Origin of the sequence: Streptococcus sp. SP8 (genome assembly GCF_030440045.1) — a bacterium.
Classification (GTDB): domain Bacteria; phylum Bacillota; class Bacilli; order Lactobacillales; family Streptococcaceae; genus Streptococcus; species Streptococcus parasanguinis_I.
Genome location: NZ_JAQFJL010000023.1, coordinates 12,689 through 27,408 on the forward strand (window position 1 = coordinate 12,689; position 14,720 = coordinate 27,408).

Below are 14,720 nucleotides of genomic sequence, written 5' to 3' on the forward strand. Positions count from 1 at the left end.
TGTGAGGTGCTCATTATGAAAGCTATTCACAGAAGTACACGAGATCACTCGATTCAATTTTTTTCGCGCCTACTCTTTCTCCTCTTAGTCGTCAATACCTTGATCAACCTTTTGATAGGTGGGATTAGCCGAAATTTTATTAAACACCAAAATATGCTCCATTTAGAGGACTCGATTCATATCTATGCGGATTCCTTAAATACAGAGCTTCACTCCGTTGAGCGTTTTATGTACAGTACCATTAGTCACAATGACTATTTGACAGAGCTCAATACTCCGCTTGATTTCACGGATTTTCATGAAAATCTAAAAAAACTGCGGATTGATTTCACGGAGTTTCAGTACCAGATGGATAGCCCCATTACCTTTTTCATAGAGACAAAAGATATCCCACATTTTTTCAACGCTTCCAGTCTTCAACTGCCCTACCTGGACTATGTACAATTGAAAGATCATCTTAAAACCTATGACAAAGAAACAGACAAGACCCGTCAAAAATGGCAACGAATCAGCCTGAACCAGCATGATTATCTCTTAAAATCCCTCCATTACAAGGGCAAGGCTATCTATGCCATCATTTCTACCCAGGATATTTTAAAACCCTTGCAAAAGCTCAATATCGGGAAAAAAGGGCGCTTATCCATCGATCGCCCCAACCAGATCCATGCTACAGATTCCGTCATTCAAGCCGGTAGCAATCAAACCCACCTGCCTTTTGATCTGTATGTGACGGTCGATTACGGAGACGTTTTCCGTACAAATATCGTACTGGAAACCCTTCTCTCCTTGGTCCCTTTGATCATCGCCGTTCTCTCCACCATTCTGATCCTTTATATTCGTCAACGGATGATCCAACCGATGAAACGACTCACCCAACGCCTTTCTCAGCTAGATGCTGCTTCTACCAAGCTAGATGTAATCGAAGACCAAGGGATCTTAGAGATCGATCAGGCCAATCACAAGCTCAATCAGGTTCTGATCCATATGAAAGACCTCCAAATTCGAGCCTACCACGCGCAACTCAATCTCAAAAAAGTCGAACTCAATTACCTCAAAAATCAAGTTCGACCCCATTTTTACCTCAACATGCTTTCCATGATTCACAGCATGCTCCAAACCAAGGACTATAAGGAAATCGAGGAGTTGACCAAGGTGACTTCCAACTACTTGCGTCACCTCTTTCAAGCCAATCAAGATTTCAATCGCTTAACAGATGAAATCCAACATATCCGAAATTACCTAGAAATCCAGAAAATCCGCTATGGGGACAGCATCCACTTTGACCTGGACTGGGATCCTGGTCTGAAAGATGCGGCTATTCCCCCTCTGCTTTTACAAACCTTTGTGGAAAATGCCATCAAACACGGCTTTTCTTTCCAAGATTCCTTCCACATTCACCTTTCCATTCATGAAGAAGCAAACCAACAGCTTGCCATTTCCCTTCAGGATAATGGACCCGGTTTTAGCTCCGCTATCTTACAAGATCTAGCAGAGAAAAAATCCTTAGTCACTGAAAATGGCCACCACATTGGTTTGACCAATGCACGGGAGCGACTAGATCTCCTCTATCCAGATCACTACACCCTTCAATTTTCAAATGGATCCCAAGGAGGGGCCCGCATCCAACTGAGCCTTCCTTACGAACCCTACAAAGGAGACACACATGAATATCCTACTCGTTGACGATGATCGTTTTATCATTAAAGCCCTACAGGAAACCATCCATTGGGAAGCCTTGGGCATTGAGCAGGTATATACTGCCTCCAGTCTGAGCCAAGCCCAAGCCATCATTCAAAGTCACCCGATTGCCCTCATGATCAGTGATATCGAGATGCCACAAGGCAGTGGGTTAGATCTCCTAGCCTGGGTCCGGTCAGAAAAATATGACATTCAAACGATCTTCCTCACCAATTATGCTGATTTCAATTATGCCCAAAAAGCCATTGAACTCCAAAGTTTTGAATACTACCTCAAGCCGATTGACCCAGATCGCTTAGAATTTATCATTCAAAAAGCCCTCAATAAGATCAAGCGCCACAAGAGTGCGGCCCAATTAGCACAACAAGGACAAAAAGAAGCTGAATTTTGGCATGACTACTTGCGAAAACCACGTCCATCTCAAGCAGAACAGCTCCTTCAAGAAGTGACAAAACGGGGTTATATCCTCAAACCACATGAAGACTACCTCTTAGTCCTCATCACTCTCCACTTAGTTGAAGAAGACTTTCACCCCAGCGTCCCTTCTTGGCGCTTGCAGCTCCGCCATTGTATCAAGGATCTCTCCCTGGATTTCCCTGTCCACTACTGCGCCCTCAGTAAAATCGAAAGCCAGACTGATCGCTACCTCTGCCTCTTCAAAAAGAATCAGACCGCAGAGTGTGCAGACTTCCTAAAGGCTATCCAGCAGAAGATCCAGCAAGACTTAGACCGATCCTCTATCCTTCTCTATTCAGATACTATTTCCCTTGAGACGCTCTTGATGAAGGCTCTGCAACTCTGCCAATACAGTGAGGAACAAGTCTTCCATTGGGACAGTATCCACTCCTATGCTTCTTTGGCTCCACAACCTCAAAAGCCTGCTCATCGGACATCGCTCACTTTTACAAATCAGCTAGAGACGGAACAGCTCCTCCAAATCATCCATAGCTTAGAAACTCAAGATCGCATCCCGCTCTCAGCTCTGAGTGAACTCCAGCTAGACTGGACCCAGCAAATTGGGATTTATCTGGACAAGAACGGCATTCTCGCCCACAAGTTATTTCAAAACAAACACCATCAATTTCTCTTCGAACGGCGTTTTCATGCCATCGAAGCTTTTGAAGCCTATATTAGGGATTACTGGAGCTCTGCTCGCCATTATGTGATCGATCTAGAACACCAATCCAATCTCATCCAGCGGATCACTGACTACATCGATCACCATTACAAGGAGGATATTAGTCGCACCAAGCTAGCCGAAATGGTTTTTCTTAGTCCAGATCATCTAGCGAGGATGTTTAAGCGCGACACCGGCGAAACACTGGTGAAATACATCACCGATAAACGGATGGCCGCCGCAAAAGAGATGCTATCGCAAAGCGATACCCCCATTTACCAAGTTGCCCTCCAGGTGGGATATGACAACTACTCCTACTTTACAAAGGCTTTTAAACAGAAGGTCGGCCTCTCCCCAGGAGATTACCGCAAACAATGCCAAGAAGCCTTTTAAAACAAGAAAAAACCTTTGAAAAAGGATTTCTTTTCAAAGGTTTTATTTTCTTTTCTTTCTGATTTCTTTTTCAATGGCACTAGCAATTTTCTCCACCATATAGGCCGTCTGGAGATTGCGTAAGATCAAGAGGGCCCAAAAACATGTAAAGAGCATTTGACCCGCCATGGTCGCTTCATTGAAAAAGTATGTCTCCATAGCAGTAAAGACTGCTATCACTGCAAATTGTTTTCTATTCATAAAATTATTTTACCATGATTCAGTAAAAAATTCATGTATTAATCGTCTTGCAGGGTGATTTTATCGGATAAAAAGTGAAATTCCTCAGGGATGACACTTTCCTCTTCTTCTACCACTTCCGCTTTTTGACCACGCGCCTTAGCCGAAAACTCTGCCCGGATTTGGGTCCATTCTTCCATCGAAACCGCTAAAATCTCTGGTGAGAAGCCCGCAGCATTGCTGAGGATATTTCCAAACATGGTATTGAGGTTGTCCCGCTTCATGGTCTGTTCAGCATTAAAGGCAGACTCAAAGGCTAAAATGGCGTGATTTTCATTAGCAGCGACCGGCTGGGATCCGATTAAGAGAGCCTTATCCGCACCTGCCAAACTCTCGATGATTTCCCCCCAAGCGTTCTGAAGACGGATCAAGTTGGTCCGTGCCAACTCTGGGTTTTCAACCGCCTCTTGTAAAATGGCATTGACCTTATTTCGATCCGCACGGTAGCCCTTGTTCGACTTGGTTGGACGAGTTACTGCTGGTTTTGAGGCAGGAAGACTGCTACCCGATTGCGCTAACTGTTGCTTGAGCTGAGCGACTTCCTTCTTCAAGTCTTCCAGCTGAGCTAGTACATTGGAAGGAACCTCCACAGCTGCTGAGTTAGAAACTTGGCCTGTGCTTTCAGCCAATTTAATGGTCATCATTTCAGTGTAGATGCGCGGTTGCAGGCTATTTTTGATATCCGCTAGACTGGTTGTCGCCTGGTCAATCAGGGCAAAAAGACGGGCTTGATCGGCTTCAAGATTCGCCGCAAATAAGTCACTATTGTGGGTATTTTCTCCACCCGTCTGGACAATCAAGAGATCTCTCAGGTATTGAAGTAAGTCCGTGACAAAGCGGGCCATATTCTTCCCATTATCAAAGATAATCGCCAGCTGATCCAGCGCCGCTGTCGCATCATGAGCCAGAATGGCAGCCACGTACTGATCGAGCGCAGCTAGGCTGATGGAGCCGGTAATCTCTTCGGCGATCGCTGTCGTCAACTCACTACCCGCAGTCAGACTCAGGGCTTGGTCCAAAATGGACAAGGCATCCCGCATCCCACCTTCAGCGCGCCGGGCGATGATCTGAACAGCATCTGCTTCATAGGCAATGCCTTCTGTAGCTAGGATGCTTTCCAAATGGTGAACGATATCCGGCAGTTTGATGGATTTGAATTCAAAGCGTTGCACCCGAGACAGAATGGTGGCTGGAATCTTGTGTAACTCCGTTGTTGCAAGGATAAAAACCACGTTTTCCGTGGGCTCTTCCAGTGTCTTCAACAAGGCGTTAAAGGCCCCTGTTGAGAGCATATGGACCTCATCGATAATGTAGACCTTGTGCTTGGCTAGACTCGGAGCATAGGTGGATTTGTCGCGAATATCCCGAATTTCATCGACCCCATTGTTGGAGGCCGCATCAATCTCGATGACATCTTCTAGACTCCCATTGGTAATGGATTCACAGATATAGCAGTCATTACAAGGCTCCCCATTGACTTGATTAGGACAGTTCATGGCCTTAGCAAAGATCTTAGCCACACTGGTTTTCCCAGTACCACGAGGACCTGAAAAGAGATAGGCATGGCTGATCTTATCCTGCTCAACGGCCTGTCTCAATGTCCGTGCCACTACTTGCTGGCCGACCAATTGGCCAAAGGTCTGGCTCCGGTATTTCCGATATAAAGCTTGATACATTAGTTCTTAACTCCAAACATCTTAAAGTCCCAGTTTGTCTTATCGATCAAGAGAGCGACAAACTTTTCTAAATACTCCTGATCCAGCTGATCGTAGTCAGAGACACACTCCGAATCCAGGTCTAAAACCCCAAGGAGCTGACCGTCCTTGATCATAGGCACCACAATCTCACTCATAGCCCGACTATCACAGGAAATATAGTTGGCATGCTGGCGCACATCATCGACAATCATGGTTTCCTGCTTTTGAGCTGCTTCTCCACAGACACCCTTTCCAAGAGCGATATGGACACAAGAAACACCTCCCTGAAAAGGTCCCAGGATCAATTCCGTTTGGTCATACAAATAAAAACCCGCAAAGACCGAACGAGGCAGGGCTTGATTTAACAGCGCACTGGCATTGGACAGATTAGCCAAGGCATTGGTTTCATCCATTAAGAGAGCGTCTAACTGAGCCAGCAAGAGCTGGTATTGTGATTCTTTTTCCGATTGTTTCATACTTTCCATTATACCAAATCTTTGCCCAAAAATTAAGCTTCAAACAGCGAAAGAAAAGAGAGTGGGACAGAAATCGGTCATTCGTTAGAATTCGATTTCGTCGTCCCACCTCCACACAGTTGAGTAGGGCTGTAAAAGCTGATGAAATCAGCGTAGTAGAGCCCACTCAACCACTGCGTCTTGCTCGACAATCCAAAGATAATGGAGAGGCTAGGACTTTTGTCCCAGCCTCTGGAATATAGATAAACTAATTTTTAGTAAAATAACTTAAGCGATTCTGCAAAGAGATAAAATCGAGGTCTCATTAATTTAAATTGATAAAGAATATACTAAACTTTCCGCTGTGAGAAAAGTGCCTGAAGCTTAACTGCTTCAGGCACACGGAATTATTGAGACCTTAGGATCAATAATTAGTCATGGAACTTCTTAAAAGAAGTTCGCTGACGTCCGCACTCACCTAAGGAAAGTTTTTTATGATACCTTTATCTATTCATGCAGCCGATTGAAGTGAAAGACTTCAAAATATTGAATGGCCCGGTAGATTAAAAAGATGGTTAAGATGATGGCCACCAGCCAAATCGTCTTTAATCCATAAAACTGGATCAAGTAGGTCGAAAAAATGGCCCCACAGACGAAACTCCCGATCAAGCAGGTCATAAAGATGGCTTCCCAGAGGAATTTCATCTCCTTTTCTCTGACAAAATTTCCATAAGCCACCATGGTTTTCTTGAGATTTCCGGTCATAAAAGAGTGGTTGTAGGCATAGCTACCTACTTCTCCAAATGAGGTCGCTACGATTCCTAAACTCAGGCCAAAAAAAGGCACGATGAAGACATTTTTTACCGATGCTGGCAAAAATCCCGTCACCAAAGTTGTGAGGATATAGGGCACTAGGGTACTCAAGCGCCAGACTGAATTATCAATCAAGCGACGCAAGACCGTCATTAAAAAGATCCCCAGCATAAAGGCCAGCATCGTGGCTAACTTCACTTCTACATCTGAGATCTGCTGGCCGATCAAACCAACCGATAGAAAGACCACATTTCCCGTCTGGCCTGCCGCCAAGGTCCCACCCCGACAAATAAAGGTATAAGCATCTGAAAAACCAGCACACATGGTCAATAAACAAGCGAACGCCTTAGTCCGCGAATGAAACTCCCTTTTCATTTTCATTCTCCTTAGGAAAAAGAGGGAGTGGTAGAAAATATTTAAATAAACATTTCCCATACCACCCCCACAAAGTTGATCGAGAACTCTTCTGAGTCTTTTAGCGAATGAAGAGTCTCACCAACTACTGAGACATTCCGTAATTCCAACTATTGTTATAGGATTGGAGAGCGATTGCCCTCTTGCTCCCTATCTTTATTTTCCTTCACGCGCTTCGTTGAGGATTTTTTCAATCTTGGTTGTGATCAAGTCAATCGCAACTGTGTTGGTCACGCCCTCAGGAATGATCACGTCCGCATAACGCTTGGTTGGCTCGATGAACTGGTGGTACATCGGTTTTACTACACCAAGGTATTGCTCAATGACACTATCCAGACTCCGGCCACGCTCCTCCATATCGCGCTTGATCCGGCGAATGATCCGCACATCATCATCCGTATCAACGAAAATCTTGATGTCCATCAGGTCCCGAAGGCGCTTGTCTTCAAGAACTAAGATCCCTTCCACGATGAAGACATCCTGTGGTTCCTGACGATAGGTCTTGCTGCTGCGCGTATGTTCCGCATAGTCATAGGTTGGGATATCCACTGGACGACCTGCCAAGAGTTCATTGATCTGCGCAATCATCAAATCCGTATCAAAGGCAAAAGGATGGTCATAGTTGGTCTTGATCCGCTCCTCAAAGGTCAAATGACTTTGGTCCTTGTAATAAGAATCATGCTCAATCATGGCAATCTTTTCATTCGGGAAATTGGCCAAAATGGCACGAGACACACTGGTCTTTCCACCACCAGAGCCACCAGTAACACCAATAATAATAGGTCTATTTTGCATTTTCTACTCCATTACCTGTAGTCGCCTGAGAAGAAATAGACATCTCAGATACATCTTATCCATTTTACCATATTTTTTCCTAGACATGAATAGTTTTTCAGTCAGAAATTTGGAAACAAAAAGGACCTTGCGGTCCTTTGATTATTTCACTTTTTCTAGTTTTGCAGCAAATTCATTACCACCACGTAAGACGAGTATATTTTTTCCACCATTGACAGGTACGAAACAATAATTTGAATTAGCTTGTATATAGACTTCCTTAGCGCTCTTCACTTGATAGCCTTCTGATTTCACCGCTTCTTGAATTACGTCAAATGTGTGTTCAATCTCTTCTTTAGAAGTCGTGTCTCCATCATACTTTTCTTGATCAGCTAGAGAATAGAATGCGTAAGCCTTGTTATCGTAATACTTATCACTTATAATTCCATGATCTGAAATCTGAACAGTTGTATTATCTCCTTCTGTCACATTCTTCCATTTTCCAACCATGGCCTTTGGTGTTTCAACCTTGTGATAGACCAAATTATCTTCAAAGTTTCCTTTGTATGACTTATAAGTTTTCAAGTCGAATAAATCATTTCTTAAAATAATATTGCTTCCGTCTTTTTGGAGCAAGTTATAGCGTGTGTTCCCACCAGACTTAATAACAACTATTTCTGTCGTCTTCAGGTTAAATTTCTTATCGACATCCGCAAGTGAATGCAAGTCTGTTGCATTTAACAAAGAAAGTGCTGTATTAAATTCTTTTTTCGCTTCATTGCCCTTGAGAACCTTTTTGATGTTCTCGCCACCATTGACTTTTTGTTTCTTTCCACTTAGTTCATAAGTGACCGGACTTGAATCCGTATTTCGCAACCAAACACCATCTAGACTTGGTCCACCTGAAAAGAAAAAGAACCAAGCAAAGGCAATCACTGCGACAAGTCCCGCAACTGCAGCCCCAATTTGGGCTTGTTTATTGAAAGAAAATGTCAATTTTTTTGGTCTTGGAACAGGTTGTAAGGTTTTCGCCGATGGCTGCGGTTGGACAGAAGTTGGCTGCTCTTGGGAAAGAGGCGCACTAGGTGCAACAGGTCCTTCCTGAGCAGGAGCCTGCGCTTCAGTGGCTGGAGCTGGTGCCTCAGTTGTTGGAGTCGGCGCTTCTTTTCGCTCTACGACAAACTCCCCTTTTTCACGCGCTTCTTGAAATTCTTGCATACTTGGCTTGCGACCATTGACCGCTTCAAAATATTCAACCCAATCTTTTTGATTCATCATATTCCCCTTATTGATTCATTATAAAAACTAACCATATTATACCACAAATCCATGGTATATTTTGTGATTTTCAGAAAATAAAAGAAAAGGACCTTACGGTCCTTCTAATTTATTTCACTTTTTCCAATTTTTCAACTAAATGATAGTCTTCTGTGAAAACAAGGACTGTCTTCCCTCCATTTACAAGGACATAATAAAAATCAGATCCTAGTTGCTTGTACACGTCTTTCATACTAGTTAGCTGGTAATCTTGGGAATCGACCGCATCTTGAAGATCTTCATAGACCTCTTTCACTTTGTCAGCTGTCTTTTCTTGATCAAACTTAGTTGAAGGCATCTTTTGGAGCTCTTCTAGACTATAAAAAGCCGTACCTTCGCTACTATCATATTCACTATAAGTAAGAATACCACGATCATTTAATTCAAGATAATTGGTTTCATCATCAAAAGAACGCTCAATTTTCCATTTCCCAACTAGAACTTTAGGAATTTCTGTCTTGTGAAAAATAGCATTCTTCTTAAAGCTTTCTGAATGATCACTATAGGTAACCAAATCCATCAAGTCATTGGCTAAAATCACATTGGTCCCATTGCTTTGGAGTAGATTATAAACAAGCCCATGCTCGTCTTTAATGATGATAACTTCCCTCGTGTGGAGGTCAAATTTTCTATCAACATCTGCTAAGTTTTTCAGCTTGGAGTAGTTTAACTGGTTTAAAGCTTTCTGAAACTCTTGTTTTGCTTCATTACCTTTGTAAACTTTCTCAATCTTATACTTACCATACGATCGTGGATCTTCTTGATTTAACTCATAAACCACTGCTGTTGAATCAGCAGGTCCAACCCAAATTCCTTCCAAACTTGGAGTCGGTTGGAAGAAAAAGAAATAAGCCAGTACAATAACAGCTAGTATTCCCACACCTGATAAAGCCCATTTGGTCTGCTTATTCCATTTCACACTAAAGCGTTTGATAGCTAGAGTCTCATACCCTGACTCCACTTGTGACGGCATTTGAACCTGCTCACTTTTCTCTCGTGAGGCTACCGCTGATGGAACTGGTGCTTCAGGAACGGTCTCTTTTCGTTCCACTACAAACTCACCATTCGCTCGTGCATTTTGAAACTCTTGCAGACTCGGCTTACGGTTATGGAGTGCTTCAAAATAGTCTACCCAATCTTTTTGATTCATCTATTCCTCCTAATCGATGATTGTTTTCAAACTGATCCTATTATACCATACATGAAAAGGCAATCACTCATTTTCAGAAAATAAAAGAAAAAGTCCAAGCGATTTTCTACTTGGACTTTCTTCCTTATTTCAAAACTTCTTGTGTCTTCGCATAGTTGGCTTCGACAGCTTCTTTTTCAGCTTTCCACCAGTCTTGGTGGTCTGTGTACCACTTGATGGTTTCTTCCAAACCTGCTTCGAAGTTGGTGAATTGTGGTTCCCAACCCAATTCTTCACGCAATTTGGTTGAATCAATAGCGTAACGCAAATCGTGACCAGCACGGTCTGTTACACGGTCGTAGGCATCTTTTGGTTGACCCATTTTTTCAAGGATCAATTCAAGCACTTCCTTGTTGTTCTTTTCACCATCGGCACCGATCAGGTAAGTTTCACCGATACGGCCTTTAGTGAGGATAGCCCAAACACCAGTTGAGTGGTCGTTGGTGTGGATCCAGTCACGGACGTTCTTGCCTTCACCATAAAGTTTTGGTTTGATACCAGACAAGATATTGGTGATTTGACGTGGGATGAACTTCTCGATGTGTTGGTATGGACCATAGTTGTTTGAACAGTTTGAAATCGTTGCTTTGACACCAAATGAACGCACCCAAGCTTTCACAATCAAGTCAGAAGCAGCCTTGGTTGATGAATAAGGTGATGATGGGTTGTATTTGGTTTCAGCAGTGAATTTTTCACCAGGACCTTCCCCATGTCCAGGAAGATCTTCGCGCAATGGAAGGTCTCCATACACTTCGTCTGTTGACACGTGGTGGAAACGAATGTCGTATTTACGAGCTGCTTCCAAGAGTGTATAAGTCCCAACAAAGTTTGTGTAGATAAATGGAGATGGATCTTTGAGGGAGTTATCATTGTGGCTTTCAGCCGCATAGTGAACGATGGCATCAGCCTTAGCAGCCAATTTATCAACTAATGCAGCATCCGCGATGTCTCCCACCACCAACTCGACACGATCTCCAAGGATTTCTTCGATATTGGCACGGTTACCAGCGTAAGTGAGTTTGTCAAGGACAGTCACATGCACGTCTGGATGGTTGTTGTAGACATAGTGTACGAAGTTTGAACCGATGAAACCAGCTCCACCGGTTACGATGATATGTTTATATTCTGACATTTTTTCTCCAAATAATTTTTAGTTTTGATTGTTCCTTTGGCTAGTAAGTGACGCCAGCAACCCTTCGGTTTCATGGCTAAATCCGAAGCCGAAGTCTCCGGATTTCCCTACAAGATTCCCTACGGCATTCTTGTTTCCACTAGGGCAGGAACGATCTTACAACGCTCCTTGCAGTCGCAATATTGCTACGCAAGGTTCGTTTTTACAAATCTTCTGCTTTTAGGGGTTTGACGTCTTTGAGCAGTGGGTGGTTCTTGTCTGCTTCTGAGACTTCTGCTTCTTCCAAGTTTTCCCATTGGATGTCTAGGCTTGGGTCTGCGTAGTTGACAAAAGCATATTTTGGTTTGAGTTCCAATGCCCAGTAATCATTGACTAAGTATGTATAGGCAACTTTGTCTGACAAAACTTGGAACCCATTGGCTACACCACGAGGGACGAAGATGCCTTTTGAAGCATCGATCACAGTTTGGTAGGTATTCCCAAAGGTCTCGCCTTCACGAAGGTCTACCCAAGTTCCAAGAACCTTGCCTTCATCTGCTACAGAGATATACTTGTCCCAAGGCTCTGCATGCAAGCCACGCAAAACATTCTTACGAGAGAATGAAATATTGTTTTGCAACTTACCTTCTGCAAAGAAGCTTTCAGGGAATCCAAGAGGAAGCATTTTCTCTTTTTGGAAGTTTTCTTTAAACCAACCACGGTTATCTCCGCGCACAGGAATATCAAACTCCATCAAGCCTGGGATGGCTTCAATTTTGCGGGCTGCTAATTCTTTATCAAAAAATAGTTCCGTCATTATGCTTCTCCAATCAAACGGAGCAAATATTGTCCGTATTCGTTTTTCTTCAGTGATTGCGCTAATTCATGGACTTGTTCTTTGGTGATATAACCCATGCGATAAGCAATTTCCTCAAGGTTAGCCACTTGGACATTTTGCAAGCGTTGAACAGTTTCGATATATTGAGATGCCTGCAAGAGACTTTCGTGAGTTCCAGTATCCAACCAGGCAAAACCACGGCCCATGAGCTCAACAGAGAGATCTCCACGCTCCAAATAAGCCTTGTTAACATCGGTGATTTCAAGCTCACCACGAGGGCTTGGTTTGATGTTTTTGGCAATTTCTACCACATCATTGTCATAGAAGTAAAGTCCGGTCACTGCAAAGTTGGATTTTGGATGTTCTGGTTTTTCTTCGATAGAGATGGCATTCATATCCGCGTCAAACTCTACCACACCAAAGCGTTCCGGATCTTTGACTTGGTAACCAAAGACAGTCGCTCCTTTTTCCTTCGCTTCTGCCCGTTGCAACATCTTGGTTAAGCCGTTTCCGTGGAAGATATTGTCCCCAAGGATGAGGGCAACATGATCGTCACCGATAAAGTCTTCTCCGATGATGAAGGCTTGCGCCAAGCCATCTGGACTTGGTTGCTCTGCGTAAGAGAGGGAAATACCAAGTTCAGAACCATCTCCAAGAAGCTCTTCAAAACGAGGAAGGTCTTGAGGTGTTGAGATGATCAGGATATCTTTGATCCCAGCCAACATAAGCGTTGACAGCGGATAGTAGATCATTGGTTTGTCATAAATGGGCATCAACTGCTTAGAAGCCGCACGTGTCAATGGATACAAGCGAGTTCCTGAGCCCCCTGCTAAAATAATACCTTTCATAATGTTAGGCCTTTCTACGTAGTCATTACCCTTATTTTATCATGTTTATATAAAAAAGTCACCTTGCATTTGTGTTACAAGGTGATGACAGGACGTTGATTCTATAGTCCCGTTAACGATCTTCATTATCGTGATTCAAATAGGACGCTCGGACTAGGACTCTTTAATATACTTTAATTCACTGATTACTGCTCCTTGACTGAGCCGTCTGAAAACCTTACCTTTACTCCCGATTTGGTCGTGCCTCTCCTAGAATCCATAAAGCTCTGAAATTCTTCATCTTCATTATGATAGACCCCTATCTTAATTTTTTTCGCATCTTTATCATAAGCTAGTACATGTTCCTTGGAACTCCCATCAGAAAATGTAAATTTTACATCTGCTCCCCATGCGTCCGAAGGAGTAGAGCTATAAGATGGGTTTTTAATCTCAATTTCTTCAATTCCCTCGTAAGAATGCTTCAAGGTCCTTACAAGGCTGACTTCATACTCTCTATTGCGTCTCTTCTCCTCTAATTTTTTGTTCATATAAAACATAGAAATCCCAACTACCAAAAGGAGAGCCAAGGCGATGACGCTCATTATCCTTTTGCTTTTCTTGTTAAACTTGATTTTTACCATAAGATAATTTTCCTCGCTGACTAAGGTCTACCTCTGAATTGAATCTGATGAATTGTTCTTCATCTTTTCATTCTCAAATACCATGATACCAATCATAAAGAGAGCTTGTCCTGATGCTCTCCTTTTCAGTTCCTTATCCCAAAGCGACGTCTAGAATCATCATAATGACAAAGCCAACCATGAGGCCTAAGGTCGCCACATCTGTGTTGCCATTGGTCTGGGAATCTGGGATCAACTCTTCAACCACTACGAAGATCATCGCACCTGCTACAAAAGAGAGGGCGTAAGGCAAGATGGCTGTCATGGATAAGACGGCAACTGCCCCTAGCAGGGCTCCGATGGGCTCGACGATGGCTGACATAGATCCCCAATAAAAGGCATTGAGACGGGATTTTCCATCCGTCCGGATTGGGATTGAAAGAGCAGCCCCTTCTGGGATATTTTGCAAGCCAATCCCAATGGCCAGGCCAACCGCCCCGATAAAGGCTTCTGGACTTGGATTGCTAGCCAGAGCTCCAAAGGCTACTCCGACTGCTAAGCCTTCTGGAAAATTATGAATGGTAATGGCGAGAAAAAGGAGGATTGTTTTAGACAACTTCTTCTCCCGCGGCGTATGGATACTCTCAGCCTCTTCAATCTCCTTCGTCATATGAAGGTGAGGGACGATGGCGTCAATCAAGCGAAGGAAAAAACCTCCAGCTAAAAAACCGATCGCCGCTGGCAACCAAGCCAGGCTCCCATAAGAGGTTTCCGCATACTCAATCGAGGGTTGTAAGAGCGACCAAAAAGAAGCCGCGATCATGACCCCTGCCGCAAAGCCCATCATGATGTCCAGTAATTTGCGACTAATATGCTTGAAGAAAAAGACGATGGCTGACCCGACAATGGTACAGCCCCATGTAAACAATCCTGCGAGAAAGGCCTGCAAGACCACGGATTGCGATTGAAACCAATTCATAACAACTCCCATTTTCTCGATGATTCACTTCTTCTATTCTACTATTTTTAGCCCAATTAAGGAAGATCTTTCGAAAAAAAGAGAGTGGGACAGAAATCGGTAATTCGTTAGAATTCGATTTCGTCGTCCCACCTCCGCACAGTTGAGTAGGGCTGTAAAAGCTGATGAAATCAGCGTAGTAGAGCCCACTCAACCACTG

14 protein-coding genes are annotated in these 14,720 nt (G+C 43.5%); 2 read left to right on the forward strand and 12 right to left on the reverse strand.

Features of this window, described 5'->3' with window-relative positions; translation table 11 throughout:
- Positions 1-15 precede the first annotated feature (15 nt).
- Together PCY11_RS10595 and PCY11_RS10600 are read left to right on the forward strand one after the other, a co-directional pair.
- On the forward strand, positions 16-1,683 hold the full coding sequence (locus tag PCY11_RS10595; protein ID WP_049475289.1) for a sensor histidine kinase: 1,668 nt from the start codon (positions 16-18) through the stop codon (positions 1,681-1,683).
- Entirely contained in the window at positions 1,664-3,208 is a 1,545-nt protein-coding gene (locus tag PCY11_RS10600) for a helix-turn-helix domain-containing protein (RefSeq protein WP_301362753.1), read from the forward strand. The genes PCY11_RS10595 and PCY11_RS10600 overlap by 20 nt, the downstream gene beginning before the upstream one ends.
- Positions 3,209-3,250: 42 nt before the next feature.
- On the opposite strand, the gene PCY11_RS10605 is transcribed toward PCY11_RS10600, so the two are convergent.
- From PCY11_RS10605 to PCY11_RS10660, 12 genes are all read right to left on the reverse strand, one after another.
- Positions 3,251-3,448: a DUF3272 family protein gene (locus PCY11_RS10605; RefSeq protein WP_024055805.1), complete on the reverse strand. Its 198-nt coding sequence runs from the start codon at positions 3,446-3,448 to the stop codon at positions 3,251-3,253.
- 38 nt (positions 3,449-3,486) lie between these two features.
- On the reverse strand, positions 3,487-5,163 hold the full coding sequence (dnaX, locus tag PCY11_RS10610; RefSeq protein WP_049475291.1) for a DNA polymerase III subunit gamma/tau: 1,677 nt from the start codon (positions 5,161-5,163) through the stop codon (positions 3,487-3,489).
- Positions 5,163-5,660, reverse strand: a complete 498-nt coding sequence (locus tag PCY11_RS10615; RefSeq protein ID WP_301362755.1) for a GAF domain-containing protein — start codon at positions 5,658-5,660, stop codon at positions 5,163-5,165. Before PCY11_RS10615 ends, dnaX begins: the two co-directional genes overlap by 1 nt.
- Positions 5,661-6,146: 486 nt before the next feature.
- Positions 6,147-6,827 carry a YoaK family protein gene (locus PCY11_RS10620; protein ID WP_049485824.1) on the reverse strand — a complete coding sequence of 227 codons (681 nt, stop codon included), beginning with the start codon at positions 6,825-6,827 and terminating at the stop codon, positions 6,147-6,149.
- A 195-nt stretch (positions 6,828-7,022) separates the two neighbouring features.
- Entirely contained in the window at positions 7,023-7,661 is a 639-nt protein-coding gene (udk, locus tag PCY11_RS10625; RefSeq protein ID WP_003007856.1) for a uridine kinase, read from the reverse strand.
- Between the two features lie 141 nt (positions 7,662-7,802).
- On the reverse strand, positions 7,803-8,915 hold the full coding sequence (locus tag PCY11_RS10630; RefSeq protein WP_070846054.1) for a hypothetical protein: 1,113 nt from the start codon (positions 8,913-8,915) through the stop codon (positions 7,803-7,805).
- A 112-nt stretch (positions 8,916-9,027) separates the two neighbouring features.
- The gene (locus PCY11_RS10635) at positions 9,028-10,107 is read right to left on the reverse strand and encodes a hypothetical protein (protein WP_024055743.1); all 1,080 of its coding nucleotides are present in this window, start codon (positions 10,105-10,107) and stop codon (positions 9,028-9,030) included.
- Between the two features lie 124 nt (positions 10,108-10,231).
- Positions 10,232-11,278, reverse strand: coding sequence for a dTDP-glucose 4,6-dehydratase (gene rfbB, locus PCY11_RS10640; RefSeq protein ID WP_023918493.1), 1,047 nt, complete (start codon positions 11,276-11,278; stop codon positions 10,232-10,234).
- Positions 11,279-11,480: 202 nt separating this feature from the next.
- Positions 11,481-12,074 carry a dTDP-4-dehydrorhamnose 3,5-epimerase family protein gene (locus tag PCY11_RS10645; RefSeq protein WP_049475294.1) on the reverse strand — a complete coding sequence of 198 codons (594 nt, stop codon included), beginning with the start codon at positions 12,072-12,074 and terminating at the stop codon, positions 11,481-11,483.
- A complete protein-coding gene (gene rfbA / locus PCY11_RS10650) occupies positions 12,074-12,943 on the reverse strand; it encodes a glucose-1-phosphate thymidylyltransferase RfbA (RefSeq protein WP_003002772.1) in 870 nt (289 codons plus the stop codon). Before rfbA ends, PCY11_RS10645 begins: the two co-directional genes overlap by 1 nt.
- Positions 12,944-13,128: 185 nt before the next feature.
- Complete coding sequence (locus tag PCY11_RS10655; RefSeq protein WP_024056125.1) at positions 13,129-13,563, reverse strand: hypothetical protein; 435 nt, start codon at positions 13,561-13,563, stop codon at positions 13,129-13,131.
- Between the two features lie 133 nt (positions 13,564-13,696).
- Positions 13,697-14,521 (reverse strand): ZIP family metal transporter, encoded by an 825-nt coding sequence (locus PCY11_RS10660; protein ID WP_049522580.1) that lies wholly within the window; start codon positions 14,519-14,521, stop codon positions 13,697-13,699.
- Positions 14,522-14,720 lie beyond the last annotated feature (199 nt).

Excerpts from the sequence above, each read along its gene's own strand:
- rfbB (WP_023918493.1), bottom strand. The coding sequence starts at position 11,278 with ATGTCAGAATATAAACATATCATCGTAACCGGTGGAGCTGGTTTCATC.
- dnaX (WP_049475291.1), bottom strand. The coding sequence starts at position 5,163 with ATGTATCAAGCTTTATATCGGAAATACCGGAGCCAGACCTTTGGCCAA.
- PCY11_RS10595 (WP_049475289.1), top strand. The coding sequence starts at position 16 with ATGAAAGCTATTCACAGAAGTACACGAGATCACTCGATTCAATTTTTT.
- PCY11_RS10635 (WP_024055743.1), bottom strand. The coding sequence starts at position 10,107 with ATGAATCAAAAAGATTGGGTAGACTATTTTGAAGCACTCCATAACCGT.
- PCY11_RS10600 (WP_301362753.1), top strand. The coding sequence starts at position 1,664 with ATGAATATCCTACTCGTTGACGATGATCGTTTTATCATTAAAGCCCTA.
- PCY11_RS10605 (WP_024055805.1), bottom strand. The coding sequence starts at position 3,448 with ATGAATAGAAAACAATTTGCAGTGATAGCAGTCTTTACTGCTATGGAG.
- PCY11_RS10620 (WP_049485824.1), bottom strand. The coding sequence starts at position 6,827 with ATGAAAAGGGAGTTTCATTCGCGGACTAAGGCGTTCGCTTGTTTATTG.
- PCY11_RS10615 (WP_301362755.1), bottom strand. The coding sequence starts at position 5,660 with ATGAAACAATCGGAAAAAGAATCACAATACCAGCTCTTGCTGGCTCAG.
- udk (WP_003007856.1), bottom strand. The coding sequence starts at position 7,661 with ATGCAAAATAGACCTATTATTATTGGTGTTACTGGTGGCTCTGGTGGT.
- PCY11_RS10655 (WP_024056125.1), bottom strand. The coding sequence starts at position 13,563 with ATGGTAAAAATCAAGTTTAACAAGAAAAGCAAAAGGATAATGAGCGTC.
- PCY11_RS10645 (WP_049475294.1), bottom strand. The coding sequence starts at position 12,074 with ATGACGGAACTATTTTTTGATAAAGAATTAGCAGCCCGCAAAATTGAA.
- rfbA (WP_003002772.1), bottom strand. The coding sequence starts at position 12,943 with ATGAAAGGTATTATTTTAGCAGGGGGCTCAGGAACTCGCTTGTATCCA.
- PCY11_RS10660 (WP_049522580.1), bottom strand. The coding sequence starts at position 14,521 with ATGAATTGGTTTCAATCGCAATCCGTGGTCTTGCAGGCCTTTCTCGCA.
- PCY11_RS10630 (WP_070846054.1), bottom strand. The coding sequence starts at position 8,915 with ATGAATCAAAAAGATTGGGTTGAATATTTTGAAGCGGTCAATGGTCGC.